This is a genomic window from Aliiglaciecola sp. (assembly GCF_039982535.1).
GTDB lineage: Bacteria > Pseudomonadota > Gammaproteobacteria > Enterobacterales > Alteromonadaceae > Aliiglaciecola.
Window position 1 is genome coordinate 121,551 of sequence record NZ_JBDWYG010000017.1, and the last position, 24,940, is coordinate 146,490.

Sequence of the window (24,940 nt, forward strand, 5' to 3'; positions counted from 1 at the left end):
CCTCACTCATATGGCTACCAATTTACCTGGTTCAAGTGTAGCAGAGTGTCTAGCTTAACCTGTTTTAAGACAACACAACTAATGGTAAAGGATATTTTCCGCTGCTATTCCAGCTCCGGTTTTTACCTATTTTCCCATTAAAAGAGTAATCTCAACCAACTTAAACCTCTGTCTTTTAACCAATTAAGTCGTAATCCAATCTCCTTGCCAATCTTTATAAACAGGGGTATATCCGTTGTTTTTTATGGCCTCGGCCACTTCCTTGACCGAGCGTTCATCGCTGATTTCAAACTGTACTAATTGGCTTTCGGGTTTAGCGTAGCCACCGGGCTCAGTGGAACTGCCAGCACTCATATGTGTAATTCCCAGTGGCATTAGGTTGTTCCTAAATTGACTTGTTTCTCGGGTGGATAAGCTAATTTCTAAAGCTTCACTAAATAATCGAAATGCACAGACTAATTGAACTAGTCCTGTGTCGGAAATGGGCATCTTTGCCGCAACTCCGCCTGCACAAGGCCGTAACCGAGGTAATGAAATACTGTATTTACTGCGCCAATAGCGGTTCTCTAAATAGGCCAGATGATGTCCCATTAGTAGCGCATCCACACGCCAATCATCTAAGCCCAACAACACCCCTAAACCAATTTTATCCACATTCGCTTGAGCTAACCTATCTGGGCTGTCTAAACGATATAAAAAGTCCGACTTTTTACCTCGAGTATGATGTTTCGCGTAAGTCACAGGGTGGTAAGTTTCCTGATACAGCATAACACCGTCTAACCCAAGGCCAACCAGTTGTTTGTATTGCTCGGTTTGCAAAGGTTGCACTTCTAATGAAACATGGCTGAAATGGCGTTTGCATTGGGGCAATACCTGGGCAAAATAGTCTATGCCTACTTTGCTTTCGTGTTCGCCTGTCACCAGCAGTAGAGAGTCGAAGCCACGGCCTTTAAGAATGTTTATTTCGTCGGCGATTTCTTGCTGATTTAGTACTTTACGTTTGATTTTGTTGCTTAGAGTAAAGCCGCAGTAATCGCATTCATTGGCACACAGATTCGACAGGTACATGGGCGCAAACAACTGAATATTGTGACCGAAACGTTGTAAGGTAATTTGTTTGGCTTGCTGTGCCATTTGCTCTAGATAGGGGATTGCAGCAGGAGACAATAACGCCATTAAGGCGTCAAGGTTTCCGTTTGGGTGTTGCAATGCTTGTTCAACATCAGCACAAGTGGCGCTATTTAACGCTAGTTGTAACGCAGTTAAATCTAATTGTTTAAATTTATCAACAAAGCTCATTTAAAAATCCCGTTAATGGACTGGTGTGGCTGGCTTGGTTTGATACCTGTGCTAAACCCGCATGATAGGTTTTACGTCCGGTAATAACCGCTTGACGAAAACACTGGGCAATAGTAACTGGTTGTTGGCTTGCCGCGATGGCGGTATTAACCAGTACCGCATCGGCTCCCATTTCCATTGCCGCAGTGGCATCCGATGGGCTACCGATCCCAGCATCGACAACCACTGGCACCTTAGCTTGTTCAATAATCATCTTTAAGAATGTTTTGGTCAGTAAACCTTGATTACTGCCGATGGGACTGGCTAGTGGCATTACCGCCGCACATCCTACTTCTTCCAAACGCCGACATAATACTGGGTCGGCGTGGACATAAGGCATCACCACAAACCCTTTTTCTACTAAGGTTTCCGCTGCTTTTAGGGTTTCTATGGGATCGGGCATTAAATATTTGGGATCGGGATGAATCTCCAGTTTTATCCAGTGGGTGTGTAACATTTCACGGGCAAGTTGCGCGGCAAAAATGGCTTCCTGTGCGTTTCGCGCCCCTGATGTATTAGGCAATAACTTCACACCCATTGCCGTTAATGGTTGTATCAAGTTGTCGGTCCCCTGTTCTAAATCAATGCGTTTCATTGCTAGGGTGACCAATTCTGTTCCTGAGGCATGCAAAGCATCTAACATCACCTGACTACTGGCGAATTTTCCGGTGCCGCTAAATAAGCGAGAAGAAAAGTGTTGTCCTGCTATTGTTAACATTCTTTATCCTCCTGCCACAGCACTAAATATTTCAATTCGATCATTTTCATGACACAGGTTTGTGGACCACTTACTTCTGGGCACCACATGTTGATTGTGTACCGCTGCAATGTTGTCTAGTTTAAGCTCAAGAGATTGCACACTAAGGGCTAAAACCTGTTGTAAATTGCTACTTTTGTTCACCTCTAGGGGGCGTTCATTTACATAAACAGTGATCATAAGGTTACCTCGGTTTGGATGGTTTTCTGGGACTTAGAAAGCTGACTTTGTGGCTCGCTGGGCCAGTGTCCACAGGCTTGGCAATGGGGATCTCGGTGACGAATAAGCTGCCGCCAGCTGAGTTGTAAACCATCAAAAATGTGCAAATGTTTAAGCTCGGTATCAAGCTTTAGGATGTGTTTAATGCTTGTCAGTGCTTGCATACTGGCCATGACCCCAACGCTAGGACCAAGTACCCCTAAATTAGCACAACCTTGGGGGCTTGAATTGCCAGCAAAAAGGCAGTTGTAACAGCCTCTTTGCGGTGCCACTTGGCCATCAACTACCAACAATTGACCGGAAAAAGCCGCGACTGATGCACTTATCAACGGGATAAAATGCGCGGCACACCAAACATTAATAGATTGCCGAGTCGGCATGTTGTCCGAACAATCAAGTAATATTAACTGGCCGTTTTGATAGGCTTGTTGCAGCTCAACATTGCTGTGCAATAGATGTTCAGCAAAGCTGTGAGTGAACTTTTCGCAGAAATAGCGGAGTTGTGTATCACTATTGATTGCAGCGACTTTTTCAGCAGCACAGATGGCTTTGTGTTTGCCAATGGAGTTTGCATCAAACAGAATTTGTCTGGGTAGGTTCGACAACTCAACCAGATCATCATCTATTAGATAAAGATGGCCAATGCCTGCTGCGCTTAATTGTTGGGTGACATGACTCCCAAGTCCACCCACCCCCACCACAATTACATGGGAATTGAGTAGGTTCTGTTGACCCTGCTCGCCAACTAGAGGCAACAATATTTGCCGGTAATATTGAATAAACTGATTGTCGCTCAAGGTATTTATCGCACTTTTGTTTGCGCTGTTGTTGTCCCTTACACCACTGTCAGTCATGATCTTATCTTTCATGATAATGTCTGCCATTGTTGTTGCAGTTTTTGCCAACTTTGCGCGGGATCTTTTGCTTTTTCGACGGCGCGTACCACGGCGATATCGTTTACTTGAGTCTGTTTGACGGCATCAAGGTTAGTGTGATCTATGCCACCGATGGCGACTAGGGGCAGCCGATCACCCAGCAAAGTGCAGTACTTTTCAAGTTTATTCAGTCCTTGGGGGGGAGAGGGCATGGATTTAGTTGGCGTTGAAAAGATATGACCGATGGCCAAATAACTGGGCGACAGTTGCTGGGCTAACAGTAATTCAAAATACCCATGGGAGGACAATCCTAGTGCCAAACCTGCCCCTGCGATCTGTGACAAATCTGCTTGCAACATATCTTCTTGGCCTAAATGAACTCCAAATGCACCGTGTTTAATGGCCAATTGCCAATGATCGTTGATAAATACCTGTGCTTGGTATTGTTTACCCAAAGCGATAGCTGTTTGTATGGCCTGTTCAATTTGTTGTTCCGACTGCATTAGGGGAGGTGCGGCTTTTAAACGTAATTGCACCGTGCGTGCCCCGGCTTTTAGCACTTGCTCGAGTACGCTAACCGACTCGGTTACCGGATAGACCTGCAAAGGCTGTTGGACGTTGGTAAAACTAAGTCCCTTGCTTTGCTTTATCTGTGGATATTTAGGCAGAGTAATTTGGGCAAAGTGCTCAAGGTGTTTGGGCCAGCCATTACGGGCTAAAACTCCCGGCCCTTTTCCCACCGGATAAGCACTGCTTAGCCCTTGATGTACATAGGCTTTGCCCACCACAATCGCATCTAATAGTGGATACCCCATGGCCATAGTTGTGGCAATGGCACTGGATAAGGTACAGCCTGTGCCGTGATTGTGTTGGGTGACCACGCGGGGGCTGCTAAAACCAATACGCTGATGTTGATGCTGGGGGGAGGTAAATGGAATATCTTTAACCGCTAACCAATCCGTTGCATAGCTGTTATCTATGCTCTGATTGTGCAAATCAGCGCTTTGGGATTTCGAGTTTAGTGCGTCAGCCCTTAAAGGATCGCCACCGGTGAACAGTATGTTGCAGTCTAGTCTTTTGGCAAGGTTTTCAAGATTGGCAATTTGCTCCTGGTGAGTGATGTTTGGCAACTGGCTTAATCCCAGTAATACCGCTAGTTCATGACGATTAGGGGTTATCAAGCTAACCTGTTTTGCTAATTGTAAATAAGCAGCATAGCTGTCTTGTTGATTATTGCTGGATAAAGACTGACCGCTGGTGGACACCATAACTGGATCCCAAATCACTGGAATTTGCAGATTATTGGCCTTTTCATAAGGTTTTAATTTGCTGGCGAGCCATTCACTTATGCAGCAAATTTGCTCAGGGTTGGCCAACATACCAATCTTAATTGCCGCCGGAGGAATATCTTCCAATAAGCAATCCAATTGTTTTCCAAGCATAATTGTTGGGGTAGGCGTAATCCCTTGTACTTGTTGTGAATTTTGTGCGGTGATGGCAGTCACAACCGTACATGCATGCCCTGCCAAGTCGTGAATGGTTAGATTATCGGCCTGTATGCCAGCCCCTCCGCCACTGTCTGAGCCGGCAATAGACCAAACAATGGGGCGGCCAGCAGAGTGCACCTCGCTTGATTTAATATTTGTGCTTAAGAAGACACCCATGATTAGTTCATCCCCTTGCTTAAGTAGACACCCATGTTTAATTCAGGCTCTTTGCTTAAGTAGACACCCATGGTTGGTTCAGGCTCCTTGCTTAAGTAGACACCCATGTTTAATTCAGGCTCTTTGCTTAAGTAGACACCCATGGTTAATTCAGGGTCTTTGCTTAAGTAGACACCCATGGTTAATTCAGCCTCTTTGCTTAAGTAGACACCCATGGTTAATTCAGACTCTTTGCTTAAGTAGACACCCATGGTTGGTTCAGCTTCTGTGCTTATGTGGACACCCATGGTTTACTCAGACTCCGTAACGGTTTGTTCATCAATGGGGGTGTATAGCTGGGCACCTTGGGCTTTAAATTCCTCGGACTTTTGTGCCATGGCTGAGGCAATTTCCTGCGGACTCAATCCTGCTTGACTCAATTTCAATCGTGAGGCGTCTTGTTCTATCTGAATTTGTTGTTTGGCGGCGTATTCGCGCACGTCTTGAGTGATTTTCATGGAGCAGAATTTGGGACCGCACATGGAACAAAAATGGGCTACCTTGGCTGACTCTTGGGGCAAGCTTTCGTCGTGATATCGTCTTGCCGTGTCGGGATCTAAACCAAGATTGTATTGGTCTTCCCAGCGGAACTCGAAACGTGCTTTGGACAGTGCGTTGTCGCGGATCTGCGCACCTAAGTGACCCTTGGCGACGTCGGCTGCATGGGCCGCAATTTTATAGGCAATCAAGCCTTGTTTAACGTCTTCTTTATTCGGTAATCCTAAATGCTCTTTAGGGGTGACGTAACATAACATGGCTACCCCATACCAACCTATCATCGCTGCGCCTATGCCTGAGGTAAAGTGATCGTAGCCCGGCGCTATGTCAGTTGTTTGTGGACCAAGGGTGTAAAAAGGCGCTTCGTCACAAATTTGCAACTGTTTGTCCACATTCTCTTTGATTAGTTGCATTGGAATATGACCAGGGCCTTCGACTATGGTTTGCACGTCATATTGCCAAGCTATTTTGACCAATTCCCCAAGGGTTTCTAGCTCGGCAAACTGGGCTTCATCATTTGCATCGGCAATACAACCGGGACGCATTCCATCCCCTAAAGATAGGGATACGTCATAGGCGGCACATAGTTCGCAGATTTCTTGAAAATGCTCATATAAAAAACTTTCCTTGTGATGAAATAAACACCATTTGGCCATTATTGAGCCGCCGCGAGATACTATCCCCGTCAAGCGCTTTGCGGTCATAGGTACGTAACGTAGCAATACCCCAGCGTGGATCGTAAAGTAGTCTACTCCTTGCTCAGCTTGTTCTATCAAGGTGTCACGGAATACCTCCCAAGTGAGATCTTCGGCAACACCATTTACTTTTTCCAGGGCTTGGTAAATGGGAACCGTACCAATTGGGACAGGCGAATTGCGGATAATCCATTCGCGGGTTTCGTGAATATAGCGTCCCGTGGATAAGTCCATTACCGTGTCGGCCCCCCAGCGGGTTGACCAAACTAATTTTTCTACTTCTTCTTCGATGGAAGAGGTAACCGCAGAGTTGCCAATATTCGCGTTTACTTTGACTAAAAAATTACGGCCAATAATCATCGGCTCGGATTCGGGGTGGTTAATATTGGCGGGAATAATCGCACGACCGCGTGCCACTTCTTGGCGCACAAATTCTGCGCTGATAGGTTGTCCAACGAGCGCACCGAAGGCATTACCTTGGGCTTTTTGGCGTAAAACCGGATCCCTTAGTTCCTCTCTGGCCATATTTTCGCGGATCGCAATATATTCCATTTCCGGTGTAATGATCCCCGCTTTTGCATAATGCATTTGGGTGACAGCTTTACCCGCTTTGGCTTTTAGCGGTTTTATCGAGCGGTTAAATCGTAAGTGCTCTAAATCATCGTCGCTGCTGCGTGCTTGGCTAAACTCAGAACTAACTTGCTCTAACTGTTCAACGTCTCCCCGTTGCATAATCCAATTACGACGAAGTTTGCGTAAACCTTGATGTATATTGATTTGAGCAGTGGGATCGGAATAGGGACCTGTGCAGTCGTATACCGGAATATCTGGATTTTGTTCGGTAATAGGTGCGTCTTTGCTGCCACCTAAAATAGTCTCTGTTTGGGATATTGCGCGCATACCAACACGAATATCGTGAAGTTCACCTTGCACATAGATTTTGTTCGAGTTGGGATAAGAAAAGGGTTTAAAGTTATCAATAAATTGTTTCGCATTAGCGCGAGTTTGACGACGATTTGACATTAGCAATCTCTCATATTGTTAAAAAATGAAGTTGCTTGTCTGGAGAGGTTTGGTGTTGAAAAGCGCCAATTATCGAAAAGGGCAGGTTGCATTTAACAACGCAGAAGATCACCCCAATTGGCAAAATAAGCTGTAAAACTAAGCCGCAATAAAAGCACTTTAATGGTTACAGCATTACGCTTGTTTCCTTCGCGGGTATTAGCCCGATCAGGTTCAACGGATCCCGAATTAACGGTCTCAGCTCACACTACTTAGTAAACTAAATCGTGCTAGCACTCCGACAAGAGGCACTAATATAAACACACTAATTTAATTTAACAAGCAGATTATTGAGTAATAAATTCATCTTTGAAAAAACAAAGGTGAACTCAGTACTGCATTGTGGAGCTGCTTTTTTTGTTTGCAGGTTGTGTGGGTTTTGATGACGTTGTGGACAAAATACAGTGGGATATTTTTGCTTAAAAAATGAGTTTAAAACCTAAAAAAGCCCTCCCTCAAAGGAGGACTTCTTTCGATTTTTATTTCAAAGCCTCCAACAAATGGAGGGCTAAGCTTTTGTAGTAAACTTTATTCTTCATCATATTTTATGTATTCAAAGTCATGCTCTGATTTGGACATGTTGAATGAATACATTTCAGATAAAACGTGGATTCTGAAATCACGCTCAACCACGGCTTTCCAAGGGCGAACACAAATGTAATGGGTTAAGCGGCGGCATGAGCGGCTTTTGGTCATGATGTTGCGGGCTATTTCCCAAGCTCGGTCTACAATGTTTTCACGCTCAACCACTTCGTTAACCGCGCCCAGTTCTAAACAGGTTTGTGCATCCATGGCTTCACACGTCAGCATCATATAATTACCACGTTTGACCCCTAAAATCTCTTGTAAACAAAGCCCCATACCGTCACCAGGTACGTGGCCACTGTCCATACCATAGTGGTCATCCTGTAATACGAAATCTGGGGTACACAGGGTGATGTCACTCATCATACACATTTCCCAATGGATCCCTTTACCGTTAATTACAGCGATTGTGGGGATTTCTAAGTCGTTGATAAAGTTCTCAACAATTTTCAGCGTATCGTAAATTTGCACATCAAAACGTTTGTCGTCATCGGGAGATTGTTCTACTTCTTTGAAAGATTCAACATCCCATTCGTTGATCCACTTGTCGTCGGTTGAGGTGAGGATAAGTACTTCGTTTTCTTTATCATGACCGATGACTGTCCACAATTCAGCTAGTGCATGGTGGAATTGATAGCTCCACTTTACGGGACCGTTTTTGGTGTGCATTTTTACTTCAAGAATACCGTTTTCACGTTTGAACTTGAAAAATTCCTTAAACTTTTCGCTGTATTCTTCTAATTTAGGTACTTGATAATATTGATTAATAGCCATTATGTTGTCCTCTTTAAATTGCGATTTTCGCTCAATTAGTAATTGTTTGTTTCGCTTTCGCGACTAAGTGTTCACGTACGCGAGTGCGCACATCATCGGCGGCTTCAGGCGTCCATTGGCGAAAACCGCCACCCGTCTTCATGCCTAATTGTCCAGCTTCAACTCGCTTAACCAAAGTGGCTTGCGGAGTTGAACTGGTATCTAGTGATGGATAAATAGTAGTTAGAATGCGCACTGTAAGATCCAGACCCACTAAATCAGATTGTTCAAGTGGGCCCAGTACCGCTAAGCGCTGGCCAAAACCATGTTTGACTACATCATCAATGGTTTCGGCATCACAGACGCCAGCTTCTAACATGGCAATGGCTTCACGTTTCATTGCATGTTGCAGACGATTGCCGATAAAGCCTGGAATATCCCTCTTAACATGAACGGATTTCATGCCCACAGCATCTAGCAGTGCAATGGTCTGTTCTACCGTTGTTAAGCTAGTTTCATCCCCTTGCACCACCTCAACTAATCTGACTAAGTGCGGTGGGTTCCAGAAATGCGCACCCACAATACGTTGTGGATGCAAGATACCTTTAGCTATCTCCGAAATTGGGATGGCGGAGGTATTACTGGCCAAGATGCACTCTGGACTGCTAAAGCGGGCGAGTTGGGTAAAGATATCTCGCTTGACCTCTAAAATTTCGGGTCCTGCTTCGATGACAATCCCAGCATCTTCTACCGCTGGTTGTATCTCTGTGTACAGACTTAAAAGATCCCCCTTATCATAAGGTTGTTCAAGCAGTGTAAAAATGTCACTGATTTGCTGCTCAGCTTGCTCGAGCACTTGCAAATTGGGGTCAACTAAATTGACTGGATGACCAGCAGCTAAAAAGCGCTGAGCAATACCGTGCCCCATTAAGCCTGCACCAATTACGGTGACCTTAGGTTGATCTGTCATTGTCATTACCCCGCTGTAAAGCCGCCATCAACGTACATGATTTGACCTGTACAAAAGTTTGATGCAGGCGAGAGTAAATACAACGCCATACCCACTAAATCTTCAGGTTCGCCGAGACGTCCCAATGGTAAGCGAGACAAAGAACGCTGCTTTGTTGCTTGACCTAATTCATTGTCTTCTTCAAACATCCAAGCGGTCAGTTTTGAACGGAATACCGTAGGGGCGATGGAGTTAACGTTAATACCATGCTGTCCCCATTCAGTGGCGAGCACTTTGGTTAACATGTCGGTGGCACCTTTACTGGTGCAATACCCTGTGTAGCCGGATATATTGCCGTGACGTCCACGTACCGATGACACCATAACTACTTTACCGCCGGTTAAATTGTTATTGATGCGGTAGGTGCCATAGGCTTTAGCCATGAACCAGTTACCCCGTACATTTGCATCCATAACGGCTTGCCAATCTTCGTAGTCTTGTTCGTGTATAAAGCCAGCTTTGTTATAACCTGACCCGATGAACATCAATTCAATATCACCATAAGCTTCAACTGCTGCGTTAACCATTGCAGTGGCATCTTCTAAAGAGTCAGGACGCAAATTCAGAGTTTGCACAGTGCCACCTACTTCACGACACTCTTGTGCAACGGCTTCTAATTCTTGTTTGTTACCCGCCACTAAAGTCAACTTGGCACCAAGGGATGCTAAGGTGATGGCCACGGCGCGTCCGAACGCGCCTGACGCACCAGTGATCAACGCTGATTTGTTACTAACGTCAAACAAAGATAATGGGTTTTTCAACGCTTCAGATATCATAATCTGATCCTCCTAGTTGGATATCACCACAAGCATAGTGACAACTTTGTTACTGCGATTTTCTACGGCACGCTCTTCATTAAATTCAATTACACAAGAGTCTAGCGGACCTAAAACGGTTTCTTTTTGAACACCATTTTCTTTGGTAAGAATGGTCACTTCACCGTCGAGCACGATATAAGCCTTTTCATTTGGCGAAGAGGCCCATTCTGCTCCACCACCAGGTAAAAAATAGGATAAACAGCAGCTAAAGGCGTCGATATTGGTGGCATCCACGCCTTGTAGGCGTAAACCGGCCATGTCCCAATGTTGTTTAGCTTCGTAAGTTTTTGCGTCAGTGAGTTTAGTTACTTGCATAATCGTCTCCTTTATCGATCACATAAGATTGTTCAGGATCAACAATGGCCACAAGTCGGATACCACAGCCATCGCCGCCAGGCCAACGCCAAGGGAAGCCCATGAAGGTACAACGTTTACCAGTGACTTTATCAATGTCTCCACCTACGTTTTCTATACCGGGGATCCCCGCGGCTAAAAGTGCTTTGTGAGACGGTTCCCAATGGGGGAAGTCTTTCATTACATCGCGGCCTGTTTCTTCTTTATATTCTTTAAATAAATGGTGGTGAGTAGGGCCAGGGCCATGGTCGACTAATTTAGTCCCAAGTGGGTGATCCAAAGCCTGCACATCTATCCCCAATAACTTGATTTTGTGGTCAACCAACCATTCAGCACCTTCTTTATAAAGTCCTGGTGAATATTGGAAGTATTCATCGTTATCGCCTAGGTTTTTGTGGCTACCGGTATTGATGATCACGATGTCGTTTTCGCGAATTTGTGGTCTGGCTTTCTCTAAATCTTCTGGTGTTACCACACCCCATTTGCCTTTAGGAATTGACACCACTACGCCGGTGCCAAAAAAGCGCCAAGGCTCAAAGTCATCTAAATGAGGGGCGTTTTCGGTAACATGAATAGGCGCGTCCATGTGGGTTCCGCGGTGCATAATGCCCTCCCATTCAAGTACTTGGCAGCCATTCATGGCATGAAACTGTTGGGTGCTAATAGCAATACCTTTAGGGCTAGATGGCCATTGAGGCATACCGTGTCCCCAGCGATTACTTAAATCAAAAAACTGTAAACCTTGTGTTGCTTGTGACATTACGCTCTCCTTATTCCTGATTCGTACCGGCTTCGATACGGTATTGCCCATTTGGATCTGAAATTGCCATTAATCGAATAACGCAAGCATCTCCTTCATTCCAACGCCATGGCATGGCATGGAAGGTGGTGCGTTTGCCTGTGACAGTGTCAAGGTCGCCGCCAACGTTTTCGATAGTTGGAATGCCGTGTTGCAACAATAATTTGTGAGCCGGCAGCCAATCTGGGAAGTCTTCAGTTGCACTTCGGCCAGTTTCAGTTTCATATTCTGGTGCTAGGCGTTTCATGGTTGGGCCGTTTCTATGGGGTCCTAATGAGGTAGCAAGTGGATGGTCAACCTGGGGTGTATCTACACCTAACATTTTGATTTTTTTATCCACAAACCATTGAGCTGCATCTTCAGTCATACCCGGTGAATGACCAAAATAGGCTTGGCTGTCAGCATAATGATGATGCCAACCGGTATTGATTAATACGATATCGTCAGCATTGATATATTGATCAAATGGGGCTAAATCGGCGGCGCTAATTTTTTCCCATTTTTGTTTCGGAATGGAAATTACCACGCCAGTTCCCCAAAATTTATCAAGGGGTAATTCGCCAATGCCCTGTGCGCCAGATACTAAATGAATAGGCGCATTTACATGGGTCGAGGTATGAAAAGTAGTTTTAAATTTTTGGCTCATCACACCATGTTTCGCATGGTTCACGGAACGGTATAAAATAAGTTCGTCGTGTCCGGGCAAAACGGGTTGGTTGTGGTGCCATGGGTGGCTCAATTCTACAAATTGTAGGCCAGTGTTTGGTTCTGTTTTAACGGTCATTTTGTTATCCACAGTTGCAAGGTGTGAAAAGAGTATTGCACGGGAAAAGGGACGCTTCGACTGGGTTGTCTTGACTATTGAAACACTATTTAAATTTAAATGGTTTTTAGGTCTAGACTGCAGAATACTTGGGTTGAAGGCAATTTATTGTCAGGTTTAAACTTAAGGGAGTTACAATTATGCAACAATTATCACCGACATCTTTATTTAGCCTAGATGGCAAGTCAGCCCTCGTAGTTGGTGCTACGGGTGCATTGGGATCTGCAGCGGCAAGAGCGCTGGCAGCGGCAGGGGCGAACATTACATTAACAGGCTCGAATAGTGAGACACTGTCAGCCCTTGCAAAGGAGCTTGAAGCATACTCAGTGGATGTTTCATATTTTGTAGGTAGACCCGAAAATGAAGAAGCCGTAACTCGCATGCTTGAGCATGCAACTCAAAAACATCCCCTCGATATTCTAGTTTGTGCGTCTGGAACTGCGGTAGTAAAACCCATCGCCGAAATGAGCCCAGAAGAATTTGATCGTGTTATGGATGCAAACGTTAAACAAAGCTGGTTGGTATCAAGAGAAGCCAGTAAAGTGATGACCGCTCAAGGTCGTGGTGGAAAAATCATCTTAGTTTCCTCGGTGCGGGCTCAGTTTGCTACCGCTGCTGGAACTTCTGCCTATGGTACCTCGAAAGCGGCTGTGAATATGCTAACTCGTTCTTTAGCTGTAGAGTTGGGGCCACATGATATATGTGTTAACGCCATTGCTCCCACAGTATTTCGTTCGGCCTTAACCAGTTGGTTGTTTGAGCCAGAAGCTGCGGATAAACGCGCTGATGTACTAAGCCGGATCCCGTTGGGACGCCTAGGGGAGCCTGAAGACTTTAATGGCATTTTTATGTTTTTAGCGTCCGCTGCTTCAAACTTGGTGACTGGAGAAACTATCAATATTGACGGTGGGTTTTCATGTAACTAACGGTATTGAAGAATGCCCAAGCGTAACAGCTCGGGCACAACCCGCTGATTAAATGCGGGTTGACTTTGGGTAATAATTGAAACAAACATTTGTTTATTGATAGGCTGCCCATTAGCGTCATGAAAGGCGTTTCGCAAGTCACTCATTTTATCCCATGCTAAACCCACATCACCAAATACTAAGGCCCACAAATACAACCTATCTTTTATGGGTAACAACAAACGTGTACCAATAACCGGTGATGCTAAAGGGCGTCCATGTTCTAGATGGATGTCTTGTTTAAGCAATGTCTGATTTAACAACGAAGGCATGTATAAACTGCCTTGTTGTACTGGCTGGTTAACAGGGTTCGCTAACGACATCAGGCGAGTTGCCAATAATTGGCTAACTAACTTATCTTTTTGTAAAAAAGGACTAGCTGTTTTTTGTTGATACTGCTCACACACTCGGGCCATGAGCTCGTTTATGCTAGTGCAATGCTTATGCTGTCTGAGTAGCGATATTATGTTCGGGGTGAGTAAAGTTGCGGCTGGGTATTGCGTTATAATGCGCTGAATCATGGCGTCACTAAGTGCCCCTGGGGCAAAATAAAAGTGACAATCTCCGGCTCTTTGCAATATCGATGTTTCAGCGGACTTCGCACCTTTACAATAAATGTCTTTTCGTTGTGCCACATTCCAAGCGATGTCTTGCAGCATTTGACGAGTTGCGGTAGAAAATTGTTCGCTATCTTTAGGTAATCCCAAATGCGCAGAAAACTCAGGTAAATTGTGATGCAGGCCCGCACTGCCAACAAATGCTAAACCGACACCTTCCGCTTTGGCAATAATATCGCGACTCCATACACTACGAGCTTGTAGGTTTAGCACTTCGTGCGCTTCATCTTCCGCAGGATTAGCTAACAATCTGGAGAAGCGCTCATTTGCTTGACTATTCTGTTGGAAAAATTGGCCATTATTATTTTTGACCTCGGCAAGTAACTGGCTTGCGCCTTTTAGTTTGTCAGCACTGCTGCCGGAATACTCTGAAGAGAGTTGTTGTAACATGCCATACAAGGTAGCATTTTGCGTGATCCCCGGCAGCGCACAATAATCTAAGAAAAATAAGCCCCCCTCAGCAAGCGCTTGAGTGGCGACTTGAAATAAGGCTGATTGGCGGTTTTGATCAAGCCAAGAATAAACGCCACTGGCGGTACAATAATCGAAATCCGTTAAGTTTAACTCAGTGGCATTGGCAATATCGCCACAGATAAAAGTGACATTTTTTAGTTTGGCCGCACGGGCTAGAGATTGGCCTTGTTCGGTGTGAGTGGGATTAATGTCTAGGCCAACAAATTCGGCATCAGGATAAGCATCAGCAAGCAGGGTTAAGGTGTGCCCATTACCACAGGCTAAATCGAGGTATCGAAAGTGGCCGCTAAATTTAGCAGCCCTCCAACCCGCAAGGAGAGCTGCGGTTGCCAAGTGAACAGGTGTTTGTAATGCACCGAAATCTGAATTAAACGCGACGTCTTGAGTGTATTCTGAGTTCATTACTGCACCTGTAAGCTCATTATTATTTTGCTGTTAGCACCCAGGGATCTCGGGTTTCGGGTTTACGAATATCGTAGACAAATTTGCCATCCGGTCCATAAAATAGTGATTCTGGTGGTGGCCCTTTTGCGGCTTTTGACGGTTGCGCATTCTTAGTGATGAGTTTAGTTGATAAGCTCGCCACTAATTCAGGGTGTAAGGCAGCGATATCCTGTTGTTCAAACTCGTCCTCTACTAGATTAAATAACAGAGTATTTCCTTTTTCTTTTAACAGCTTATAAGGCCATTGATATACCGCTTTGGTTTTTGCAGTACCCAAAACAACCGTACGTTGACTGTTGTTCATTGTGCCTTGTTGCAAAAGTGCTAGCCTACTCTGACCGTCAAAATCAGCAGCATCATATTGGATGTTCGCCACATCCAATAGGGTAGGCAACCAGTCTTGAGTGAATAGCGGTGAACTTTCCACTGTCTTTTTAGTTAAACCGGCAGGCCAACGCACAATGGTAGGGACACGTACGCCACCTTCATAGGCACTTGCTTTACCGGCCTTAAGTTCACCATTGCTTGCTCCTGCTTCCAAATTACCGCCGTTATCACTCATAAATACCACTAAGGTGTTATCGGCAATGCCTTTTTGTTCCAGAGCTTGCAACACTTCCCCAATGCGCTGATCAACGTGGGATGTCATATCCGCAAACACTCTACGGTCAGTGGATGGAATGGCGCTGTAATCGTAGATCGGCTCAGGTACGTATTGCAGTGGAGTGTGGGGTGCATTGAGAGATAAATACATGAAAAAAGGAGCATCATTTTGATAATTTTGTATTTTTTCAATTGCCTTTTTCGCTAGCAAGTCAGTGGCATGGCCTTCTTCGCGAAGGGATTCGTCGTTGTGCTGCCAATCAAGGCCACCAAAATAGACATGGGTGTAGAAATCCACGAACCCACCCAAGAAACCATAAAAGTCATCGAATCCTCGGTTATGAGGCATGGCTGATTTTTTAGCCATGCCTAAATGCCATTTACCCACCATCCAGGTTTGGTAACCCGCTTGCTTAAACATTTCAGGCATAGTTGCCAAATCTTCAGGCAGCATGGCATCGTTTTCCATGGGACCATCGATACCAAATTCCAACGGGTTTTTACCGGTCATTAGTGCAGCCCGTGTGGGGCTGCAAATGGGGTAAGCGTAACTATGATTAATCACCACGCCTTGATTAGCTAAGGCATCAATATTAGGAGTGTTAATTTCGGAGCCTAAATACCCCACATCACCGTAGCCCAAATCGTCTAACAGAATAAAAATGATATTCGGTTGAGCGTTGGCTTGAGGCGCTATTTTTGCTTCACTTTCTGTTTTAACACAGCCATTGATACAAGTTGCTAAACTCAGTACACCTAAAAGATGTAATACAGACTTAGTTAGTTTCATACTACTTATTACCCCTTAACACTCTAATTAAAAGAAACTGTATGACAAATTGACGCCAGCAGTTCTTGGTTCACGAAGGCGAACACTAGTGTTGTAATACATGCCTGCTATGCGGCCATCAAAGAAGCGCACTGCACCAGCTGGCGAGTCCTCATCAAAAAGGTTGTTAACATACAGTTCCACAGACCAGTTGTCAGCTCGAATTCCACTGCGAAGGTTGACCATTGAGTAGGCGGGTAAATAATCGGTGTTTATTTGTTCAACATAACGTTTCGAACGGTATTGATAATCCACGCGACTGTAGGAAACCATGTCTTGACTCAACTCAACTGTGTAAGTTGCATTTAATGAAAAAGTGAATCTAGACAGCATTGGAGGCGCATTGCCGCCAATAGTGGCTGCACAGTTATATGGTTCAGTGGAAGTTGCTGCAACACCGTAATCTAACGGAATGGGTGAACAAGCGTCATCTTTGAATTCAAGTCCAGTGTAAGATATGGCAGTGCCGATATCTAAATAGTCGATTGGTTGCCATTCACCCTCAAATTCAATACCAGCACCATCTAAATCACCAGTATTTAAAAATAATCGAGAGTAGTAATCATCAGCCGTGGTGCCATCAGCTAGAATACCATCTGAGGGCGTCCAATTGGCTGTGGCGGGTTGAACATAACCTTCCCAATCCAAGTAATAAAGTGCTAATGAGTAGCGGAAATCATGATCAGGCAGATAACCTTTCATACCCAGTTCGTAACTTACAATCACTTCTTCTTCGTATGTTTGGAAAGCATCTAAATCAAAATCTTCCTCGGCGGCTGTTTGTCGCAAAATTGGGTCAAGGGCATTAGCATTAAAGCCTGCTGGATTTGTACCACGAGCAAATTGCGCATAAACGTTGTTGTTTTTATCTAATTCATAGCTAAGGGCAATACGTGGCTGGAATGATTTGGTATCACTGCTGGATTGAATGTCGCTGTCCGCGCCTCGGGCTGCATTTTCAGGGTATACACTGTCGATTTCATCAGACTGATACCGTCCCTCAATTGATCCAGTTAAACGGTCTGTAATTTGGTAACCAACGTTAAAAAATAAGCCGATATTTCTTGCGCCCTCAGAATACAAATCCATTACAGTACCGGTGGACTTGTTAGCATAAACTGTATTCAAATAATCATATTCATATAGCGATGCCCCCACTAACCAATCTAAATCACCTTCATCTGAGGAAGACAAACGCACTTCTGCATATTTTTCATCGCTCTCTGGTGAAGATGCAACGTGGATAAGTAAAAGGTCATCGTATGAATCACGGTCAAACCAAGTATCCCCTTTTTCATCTGTGACAGCGCCTAACACGGTTAACTCCATACCATTATCAAACTCAACTTCCACTGAACCTTGAACACGGTCACGATCAATACGTGTACCAGGCTCAAGAACTGGGTTAGCACTTGAGTCAAAATTGTAATCAAAATAGGGTTCGATATGGTCTAGTTCGCCCATGATTACACAAGAGTTTGAGCCACCATTTATGCTACATAAACCATCACTGTCTAGTGAATAGGGTTCTAACTGATCAAGGTTAGCAAACAATACTGCAGTGTGGCCATCATCAATTTCTTGAGAGATATACATCAATTCTGCTTTCACATTATCCGTTGGTGTATATACGAATTTTACCGAACCTAGGGTGTCTTTTTTGGCGCCGAGTTGGTCGCCTGAGGTCGTTACCCATTCGCTAGGGCCGCCATAACTGTTTGACTCTAAGGTGACTGCTACGGCTAACTTATCTTCAACCAAAGGCGAGATAAGAGACAAACTGATATTTTTAGTATCGTCGGTACCTAGGGTTGCTCGCACATCAAACTCCAAATCACCGAGGGGATCAGGGTCACGGGTAACATAGTTTATTGCGCCACCAAAGGTTGAACGTCCAAATGCGGCACTTTGCGGTCCACGCAAAACTTCGACCTGTTGCAAGCCAGCAAAGGAGCTCATACCTTGAGCGCCAACAATGGGAATACCATCAATAAAGGTCGTGACCTTAGCGCGTATTGAGGAGTTTTCTGTAGAACCAACACCTCGAATGGCCGGTTTGTTCGCAATTCGACTGCCGTCAGCGTTATTTTCTACACCAGGCATCAAAGCAAACATGCCAGTAATATCAGAAACACCTGCCTGAACTAACTCATCGCCACTCATTGCGGTAAGAGAAACCGGTACATCTTTTTCTTGTTCTCCACGTTTTCGAGCAAAAACAACAATTTGTTCAACCGCTTCTTCTTCCGTGAGGTTGGCTTGTTCTTGTGCATAAAGTTGACTATTGCCAACTATTGGATTTAGCAAAAGCGTGCAAACTGCTAGTGCTAGGGGCTTTCTTTTAAAACGTCTTTGTACATCATTACTCATAGGTACTCCTCAATGCGCCATCGCATTTTCGTGAATTGATCAATGTAATAAAATTGTTAAATCTAGGTTACGAATGGTCGATTCTCCGGTCAATGGATGTGTTTCACATGTTGAAACGCTTTGAAAGTAAACTTAGCCCCGTGCTGTGGCGCTATTTGCGCATATTCCTGCAAGGTGTCTCATATAGTGATACGCCTGTCTTGCTGCTCAATCCTTTTCAGCCTTACTATTGTTAACGAAAGTTTAACAAGTTAAATGCAAAATCGGATGAATACTAATGGTTTCTCAACAAATACAGCAAATTAACCGCGTCGCCGTTCTTGGTGCCGGCGTAATGGGTCAAGGAATTGCGCAGGGGTTTGCCCAGGCGGGCTTAAAAGTCGATGTATATGATATTTCGGACGAGGCCTTGCAGCGTTGTGAAAGTGGTATTACTCGCAATTTGGAGCAGTTTCAAACTCACGATCTAATTACTGAAAACAAACTCGAAATATTGCAACGGATTAGTTATACAGCCACTGAAAATGTGGCAGAACACTTAGTAAATTGCGATGTTGTTGTAGAGGTGTTGCCGGAATTGATTGAATTAAAACAATCCTTATTTGAACAGCTCGACAGCTTGCCGGAAAATATTATTTTGGCTACCAATACCAGTAGTATGACGGTTTCTGATGTGGGCGCGAAAATGACCACTCAACAGCGTTTAATTGGACTACATTACTTTAATCCTGCACATATTATTCCTGCGGTTGAAGTGCATAAATGCGCGCAAACCTCCCAACAAACTATTGATCTAACCCTTGAATTGATGAAATCCATCGGTAAACAACCCGTGTTAGTCAGAAAAGAAATTCCAGGTTTTATTATTAATCGTCTTACCGGGGCAATGGAGCGAGAAATCGACTACTTACTTGAGCAAGGGGTTGTATCACCCCAAGACTTAGATATTGCCGTTAAAGCCAGTTATGGATTTAGGCTTGCTTGCCTAGGACCAATGGAGGCTGAAGATATGATTGGCCTTGATACTGCTGCCCGTGCTTCAGCTAATATTTTTCCTACCCTGAGTAATGCCCATTTACCTTCTCAACAACTACTCGATAAGGTGGAACGTGGCGAACTAGGATTGAAGTCAGGGGAGGGCTGGTACCAATATGATCAAGGGCGCGGCGAGAAAAAAGTGGCGGTTAATAATGAACGCTTATTACGCCAACTCAAGCTTTTCATTGAAAATAATTAACCTTGGAATGCATTCAAAACCTAGGTTTTATTGAAGACAACTATTATTTTTTGCAAGGAGTACACCTGTGAAACTCATTTCTTTTTCTGTCGACTCGCCCTTTGGCCCTATTAACCGCATAGGTGCGCAATTGCACGAGTATGTTGTTGATCTTAATTTCGCTTATGCATTTTACCTAAAGGAACATACTGAATCTGAACGTTGTCAGGAAATCGCTGATGCCGTGGTTCCCGCTGACATGCTGTTGCTTCTAAAAGGAGGGGCTTACAGTATGGAGGAGGCGAAAAAAGGTTTTGAATTTGTAAAAAGTCGCTACACAAACAATCAACCTATGTTTGGCCCTGAAAATCAGCCGTTGCAGTTGTTAATGTCACAAGTAACTTTGCTTGCACCGGTACTAAATCCAAATTCGATACGAGATACCATAAGCTTTGAAACCCACGCTAAAAATTTCGAAAAGCGCACCGGGAAACCGATTCCAGAACTGTGGTATCAGCAACCACTTTATTATAAAGGCAACACCAGCACGGTATGTGGTGATAATAGCGTAATCCCTTGGCCAAACTACACTAAAAAGCTCGATTTTGAATTGGAATTTGGTATTTATATCGGCAAAACAGGACGTAATATACGTGCTGAAGATGCAGCTTCTTACATCGCGGGTTACACCATATTTAACGATATCAGCGCAAGAGATGTACTTCAGCAAGAAATTACCATGCTGTTAGGACCGGCAAAAGGCAAAGATATGGATATGGGAAACGTGATGGGACCTTGTCTGGTTACTCCCGATGAAATTGATCCTGCAAACCTTAAAATGGAAGCCCGCATTAACGGTGAAACTTGGTCATTAGGTAATACCTCTGATATGTACTGGAGTTTTGCGCAAATTATCGAGCATGTTTCAAAATCTGAGACGCTGCACCCAGGTGACTTCATTGGTTCAGGCACTATAGCCTTCGGTTGTGGTGATGAACTTGAACGTTGGATAGAGCCAGGCGACAACATTGAATTAGAAGTAGAGGGCATTGGAATTCTGCGCTCACAGGTTGGTTCACCCGAGTAAACTTAACCCTTTAACACGTTTTTGCCTGTGGTAGGTTAAGTTCTGCTACGGGCGTTTTTCTTGTCAAAATCTTTCTTACCCTTGTTATTCCTTCCTCATTACGAAATTAATTTACCACAAATCAACAATTACAAAATATTTACAAAATAAACACACTATATAAACCATTTGTCTCATATAGTGAGACATCTTTATTGCGGAATCTGGTGTCGACAGTAATATCGGGTTAACTAATTTTAGGGGGCGCTATGAAAGAATGTGACTCATCGTCTACCGTAGACAAAGCCATTCGTATTCTGATTGAACTGGCCAAAGAAAACCAAGAGGTGGGAACCACCAGTCTAGGTAGAAAATTGGATATTCATAAAGCAACGGTATCGCGGTTGTTAATGAAACTAGCAGAACATGAATTTGTCTATAAAAACAAAGAAACAGGTAAATATTGGTTAGGGCCTGCCATCTATCAACTTGCCATGACGATGGCAGACGTTAACTTTGATGAAATTTTACATCTGGCTCGTCCTCATATTGATGAGCTTCGTGATGGATTGCAAGAGACTGTTACTTTAGAAATATGGCTAGGTAATTCTACCGTACCTACCTATACCGCTCCCTCTAACTTGCCGTTAAAAGTGGTATTGCCACCAGGTGAAGTTTTACCTTTACATACCGCAGCCGGTGCTAAAGCAATACTTTCATATATTCACGATGAGCGGGTGGATATGTTGTTGAAAGGAGAACTTGAGAAAGTCACTCCCAATACCATCACTGATAAACAACAATTGCGCGAGCGATTAATCGAATACAACAAACAAGGTTATGCCACGGATAAAGAAGAACTGCATTTGGGGATCTGTGCAGTGGCGGTACCAATCTTTAATAGTATTCGTCAGCCCATTGCTGCCATTGTGGTGTTAACACCGTCCTCTCGCTTTGGCCAAAAACTAGAGCCCTCATTAATCAGTAAGTTAAAAAAGAAAGCCACAGTGATAGGCACGGAGATGATGAAGCGTGGAATCAGATACTAAATTAAATCAGCAAAATCCTTTTTTGGATGGTACTCATGATCCGTCATTGATAAGTTGGCTTGATAGTGCCAACGGCCATCCGTTTTTTTCTATTCATAATCTGCCGTTTGGGGTTTTTAAAGACTCCGATGGGATCCGCAGATGTGGTGTTGCCATTGGTGATTATGTGATAAATCTGCATAAGCTTTGGGCCGACCGTCCATTTACAGGCAAAGCAGGTGAGGGCCTCGAAGCGCTTAACGACACGTCATTAAATCGTTTTATGTCTTTAGGACGAGAGGTTTCAAAAGCTTTTCGACAATCATTATCAAAGGCTTTAACCAGTGGCAGTAAATGGGAATCGTCAATAAGAAAGACTTTGATGCCTATGTCAGAAGTAAGCCTATGTTTACCTTGTCATATTGATGATTACACGGATTTCTACACATCGATTCACCACGCCACATCCGTAGGAAAATTATTTCGTCCTGACAATCCTCTATTGCCCAATTATCAATGGTTACCCATAGGTTATCATGGTCGTGCTTCGAGTATTCATCCGTCAGGTACACAGGTCTATCGTCCTGTAGGGCAATGTTTAAATCCTACAACGCAAACACCTGAATTGACCGCTACCGCTAAACTTGATTATGAAGTTGAGTTAGGCATATTTGTTGGTCGACCTACCCCTGCCTTCGAAGCTGTTGCTATTGAACAAGCTGAGCAGCATTTTTTCGGCGTATGTATGCTGAATGATTGGTCGGCAAGAGATATTCAAGCTTGGGAATATCAACCACTGGGGCCGTTTTTATCGAAAAACTTCATGAGCAGTATTTCACCTTGGGTGGTAACTGCTGAAGCGTTAGCGCCATTTAGATTGCCGCCAACAAGGTATGCCAACAGACCTAAAGTTCCGTCTCTGGAAAGCTATGAAAATAGTGTTTTTGGTGGCTTCGATATTCAAATGACTTGTCACCTTAGGACTGCACAAATGCGTAAAAACGGCATTCCCGCGAAAAAACTTAGTCAAACCAGTTTCAAACATGCATTTTGGACCATTAATCAAATGCTCAGTCATCACACTCAAACAGGTTGCAACCTGAATTCTGGCGATCTTTTAGGTTCTGGCACCCAGTCTGGCCCTAATGCAGCAGAAGCGGGGTCGCTACTAGAAATTACTCGGGGAGGGCAAGATAGTATTGCTCTTCCTGGTAATGAATTCAGAGGGTTTTTAGAAGATGGTGATGAGATCGAACTGAGTGGGTTTTGTGAATCAGAAAATGGGTTACGTATTGGCCTAGGCTCTGTGGTGGGACGCATTGCTCCTGCATTTTCCTCACCGCACTTAAGCAAACAAGCTGGAGAGTAAATCTATGAATATATCGCTTATATTATGTGTGTTGATTTACGAACTTGTTTTGATTGGTGGCGTGGGTTATTTCGTTGCTAAACAAGCAAGTAAAAACAAAGTCGCCCACGACGCTGAATTTACCCACGGCGGACGCCAATTAGGGGTAACCGTGATAGCCGCAACTTTGGCTCTGACGGTATTGGGAACGCCTCATATTATGGGGATATTCGAAATGTCTTGGGATATGGGGGCGACAGCACTCTGGTTTTCGATTGCCCATGTTATTTTGCTGGTTGTGGTGTGCTTAACCACAGGATTGTGGATGCGCCGTACGGGCGTTAACTCCGTTCCTCAATTATTGGAAGATCTCTATAACCCGGGAATTCGAGTGGTAGTGGGCTGCGTAATGGCGGGGTCAATTTTTGGTGTGTTAACCCTAGAAACCCAAGGTCTTGCCATTTTGCTTTCGGCAATGACGGGCTGGAACGTGCAATACAGTGCCATCGCCGGTGGCGTGTTAGGGATTTTGTATGTAGTGCTTGCGGGCATTAAAGAAGTGGGTTGGATAAATGTAGCCAACGCCATCATTATGTATATCGCGGTGATTTTAGCGACTATGTTTATTGCTTTTCAATTACCCAATCAAGACTTTAGTTCTGTATCTGAGTTTTATGTTAGCAGTGGCAATGAAGCGGCTCTTTCGGTCTTTGGCTCTTCCCATTTACTCTGGACCTTTGCATTTGGACTAGTTGTTGCCTTAGTGTTCAGTCAACCCGCAAATCAGCCTCTGTTACAGGTATGCATGAGCGCAAAAGACGAGCGGACCATTGTTAAAGCCCTCTGGATTGCTGCGCCTGTGAATGGCATGTTCGGCGTCTTCATTTGTGTTATTGGACTTACCGCCAAATCGATTCCTGAATTTGCCGCCCTTGGCCCTAAAACAGCAGCAACATCTATGTTGGTTAATATGTTACCGGACTGGCTGGTGATTCTGCTTTTAGGCTCATTTATGGCGGCAATATTGTCCTCTTTTGCAATGACAGCACTGGCACCTGCGACTATTTTCAGTAACGACATTTATCGACGATTTTATCGCCAAGATGCCACCGAAAAAGAAATCGCCAAGGTCACTCGAATTGTGATTGTTTTGCTCTCTTTAGTGGCTATTTTAGTAGGCTCATTTCTGCCGCAAATCCTCGCTTCAGTGGGGTGGGTACTAGCATGGCTAATGCCGGTTCTATGGTTAATTCTAAGTGGTTTATTTTGGAAACGTTCCAGTATTGGTGCAGCTATCACCTTAGGGTGTGTGTGGTGCATAAATACCCTATGGTCCTTTACCAATTTGCCACAGCTGCTAGGAATGGCTGATATTCCTAATTCTTACATTATGCTGATTTTGACTTTATTTGTGGGTGTGACGACTAATTTATTGTGCCCAGGCAAAGATAAATATTTCAATTCGGTGGAATATAACGCACAAGTTGTTGCAAATAGTAAAACAAATTGAAAAAGGAGTTAACATGTTCTGGCATATTTTTTTACAAGTATCTATCATCATCATAACAATTATGTTGATAGGTTATGCTTTTTACCGATTTTTTTATGCTGGTAAATGGAAATAACCATTTAAAATAGACGAGGGTAATATCATGCAAGAATTCGAAATCACTCATTTTTGGATGCTAGGCG

22 protein-coding genes and 1 riboswitch are annotated in these 24,940 nt (G+C 44.1%); of the genes, 6 read left to right on the forward strand and 16 right to left on the reverse strand.

What is annotated here, in order from left to right; all coding sequences use genetic code 11:
• Positions 1-183: 183 nt before the first annotated feature.
• The 13 genes from thiH to ABJV04_RS03535 all read right to left on the reverse strand — a co-directional run bounded on the left by thiH (position 184) and on the right by ABJV04_RS03535 (position 12,249).
• On the reverse strand, positions 184-1,299 hold the full coding sequence (thiH, locus tag ABJV04_RS03475) for a 2-iminoacetate synthase ThiH (protein WP_348489883.1): 1,116 nt from the start codon (positions 1,297-1,299) through the stop codon (positions 184-186).
• Positions 1,286-2,056 (reverse strand): thiazole synthase, encoded by a 771-nt coding sequence (locus ABJV04_RS03480; protein WP_348489885.1) that lies wholly within the window; start codon positions 2,054-2,056, stop codon positions 1,286-1,288. The genes thiH and ABJV04_RS03480 overlap by 14 nt, the downstream gene beginning before the upstream one ends.
• A 3-nt stretch (positions 2,057-2,059) precedes the next feature.
• On the reverse strand, positions 2,060-2,275 hold the full coding sequence (thiS, locus tag ABJV04_RS03485) for a sulfur carrier protein ThiS (protein ID WP_348489887.1): 216 nt from the start codon (positions 2,273-2,275) through the stop codon (positions 2,060-2,062).
• Positions 2,272-3,183 carry a HesA/MoeB/ThiF family protein gene (locus ABJV04_RS03490; protein ID WP_348489889.1) on the reverse strand — a complete coding sequence of 304 codons (912 nt, stop codon included), beginning with the start codon at positions 3,181-3,183 and terminating at the stop codon, positions 2,272-2,274. The genes thiS and ABJV04_RS03490 overlap by 4 nt, the downstream gene beginning before the upstream one ends.
• Positions 3,180-4,853: a thiamine phosphate synthase gene (thiE, locus tag ABJV04_RS03495; RefSeq protein WP_348489890.1), complete on the reverse strand. Its 1,674-nt coding sequence runs from the start codon at positions 4,851-4,853 to the stop codon at positions 3,180-3,182. Before thiE ends, ABJV04_RS03490 begins: the two co-directional genes overlap by 4 nt.
• Before the next feature lie 2 nt (positions 4,854-4,855).
• Complete coding sequence (locus tag ABJV04_RS03500; protein WP_348489892.1) at positions 4,856-5,140, reverse strand: hypothetical protein; 285 nt, start codon at positions 5,138-5,140, stop codon at positions 4,856-4,858.
• A 3-nt stretch (positions 5,141-5,143) separates the two neighbouring features.
• The gene (thiC, locus tag ABJV04_RS03505) at positions 5,144-7,108 is read right to left on the reverse strand and encodes a phosphomethylpyrimidine synthase ThiC (RefSeq protein ID WP_348489893.1); all 1,965 of its coding nucleotides are present in this window, start codon (positions 7,106-7,108) and stop codon (positions 5,144-5,146) included.
• Positions 7,109-7,275: 167 nt separating this feature from the next.
• Positions 7,276-7,398, reverse strand: a riboswitch (TPP riboswitch).
• Positions 7,399-7,675: 277 nt separating this feature from the next.
• Positions 7,676-8,506 carry an enoyl-CoA hydratase/isomerase family protein gene (locus ABJV04_RS03510; RefSeq protein ID WP_348489895.1) on the reverse strand — a complete coding sequence of 277 codons (831 nt, stop codon included), beginning with the start codon at positions 8,504-8,506 and terminating at the stop codon, positions 7,676-7,678.
• Positions 8,507-8,537: 31 nt separating this feature from the next.
• Positions 8,538-9,455 (reverse strand): 3-hydroxyacyl-CoA dehydrogenase NAD-binding domain-containing protein, encoded by a 918-nt coding sequence (locus ABJV04_RS03515; RefSeq protein ID WP_348489896.1) that lies wholly within the window; start codon positions 9,453-9,455, stop codon positions 8,538-8,540.
• 5 nt (positions 9,456-9,460) lie between these two features.
• Entirely contained in the window at positions 9,461-10,270 is an 810-nt protein-coding gene (locus tag ABJV04_RS03520) for an SDR family oxidoreductase (RefSeq protein ID WP_348489897.1), read from the reverse strand.
• 12 nt (positions 10,271-10,282) lie between these two features.
• Positions 10,283-10,627 (reverse strand): cupin domain-containing protein, encoded by a 345-nt coding sequence (locus ABJV04_RS03525; protein ID WP_348489898.1) that lies wholly within the window; start codon positions 10,625-10,627, stop codon positions 10,283-10,285.
• Complete coding sequence (locus ABJV04_RS03530) at positions 10,614-11,426, reverse strand: cyclase family protein (RefSeq protein ID WP_348489900.1); 813 nt, start codon at positions 11,424-11,426, stop codon at positions 10,614-10,616. Before ABJV04_RS03530 ends, ABJV04_RS03525 begins: the two co-directional genes overlap by 14 nt.
• Positions 11,427-11,436: 10 nt before the next feature.
• Positions 11,437-12,249, reverse strand: a complete 813-nt coding sequence (locus ABJV04_RS03535) for a cyclase family protein (RefSeq protein WP_348489902.1) — start codon at positions 12,247-12,249, stop codon at positions 11,437-11,439.
• A 179-nt stretch (positions 12,250-12,428) separates the two neighbouring features.
• Here ABJV04_RS03535 and ABJV04_RS03540 point away from each other — a divergent pair, with 179 nt between their 5' ends.
• Positions 12,429-13,214 (forward strand): SDR family oxidoreductase, encoded by a 786-nt coding sequence (locus tag ABJV04_RS03540; protein WP_348489904.1) that lies wholly within the window; start codon positions 12,429-12,431, stop codon positions 13,212-13,214.
• Here ABJV04_RS03540 and ABJV04_RS03545 read toward each other — a convergent pair.
• The 3 genes from ABJV04_RS03545 to ABJV04_RS03555 are packed head-to-tail and all read right to left on the reverse strand — an operon-like array spanning position 13,211 to position 18,590.
• A complete protein-coding gene (locus ABJV04_RS03545) occupies positions 13,211-14,746 on the reverse strand; it encodes a class I SAM-dependent methyltransferase (protein ID WP_348489905.1) in 1,536 nt (511 codons plus the stop codon). The genes ABJV04_RS03540 and ABJV04_RS03545 overlap by 4 nt on opposite strands.
• Before the next feature lie 22 nt (positions 14,747-14,768).
• Positions 14,769-16,181 carry an arylsulfatase gene (locus tag ABJV04_RS03550; protein ID WP_348489907.1) on the reverse strand — a complete coding sequence of 471 codons (1,413 nt, stop codon included), beginning with the start codon at positions 16,179-16,181 and terminating at the stop codon, positions 14,769-14,771.
• Positions 16,182-16,208: 27 nt separating this feature from the next.
• Complete coding sequence (locus tag ABJV04_RS03555) at positions 16,209-18,590, reverse strand: TonB-dependent receptor (RefSeq protein ID WP_348489908.1); 2,382 nt, start codon at positions 18,588-18,590, stop codon at positions 16,209-16,211.
• A 277-nt stretch (positions 18,591-18,867) separates the two neighbouring features.
• Between ABJV04_RS03555 and ABJV04_RS03560 the strand changes: the two genes are divergently transcribed.
• From ABJV04_RS03560 to ABJV04_RS03580, 5 genes are all read left to right on the forward strand, one after another.
• Positions 18,868-19,827, forward strand: coding sequence for a 3-hydroxyacyl-CoA dehydrogenase family protein (locus ABJV04_RS03560; RefSeq protein WP_348489910.1), 960 nt, complete (start codon positions 18,868-18,870; stop codon positions 19,825-19,827).
• Positions 19,828-19,894: 67 nt separating this feature from the next.
• Complete coding sequence (locus ABJV04_RS03565; protein WP_348489912.1) at positions 19,895-20,893, forward strand: fumarylacetoacetate hydrolase family protein; 999 nt, start codon at positions 19,895-19,897, stop codon at positions 20,891-20,893.
• A 248-nt stretch (positions 20,894-21,141) separates the two neighbouring features.
• Positions 21,142-21,921, forward strand: a complete 780-nt coding sequence (locus ABJV04_RS03570) for an IclR family transcriptional regulator (RefSeq protein ID WP_348489913.1) — start codon at positions 21,142-21,144, stop codon at positions 21,919-21,921.
• Positions 21,905-23,269: a fumarylacetoacetase gene (gene fahA, locus ABJV04_RS03575; RefSeq protein WP_348489915.1), complete on the forward strand. Its 1,365-nt coding sequence runs from the start codon at positions 21,905-21,907 to the stop codon at positions 23,267-23,269. Before ABJV04_RS03570 ends, fahA begins: the two co-directional genes overlap by 17 nt.
• Positions 23,270-23,273: 4 nt before the next feature.
• Entirely contained in the window at positions 23,274-24,758 is a 1,485-nt protein-coding gene (locus tag ABJV04_RS03580; RefSeq protein WP_348489916.1) for a sodium:solute symporter family protein, read from the forward strand.
• The last annotated feature ends 182 nt before the right edge of the window (positions 24,759-24,940 follow it).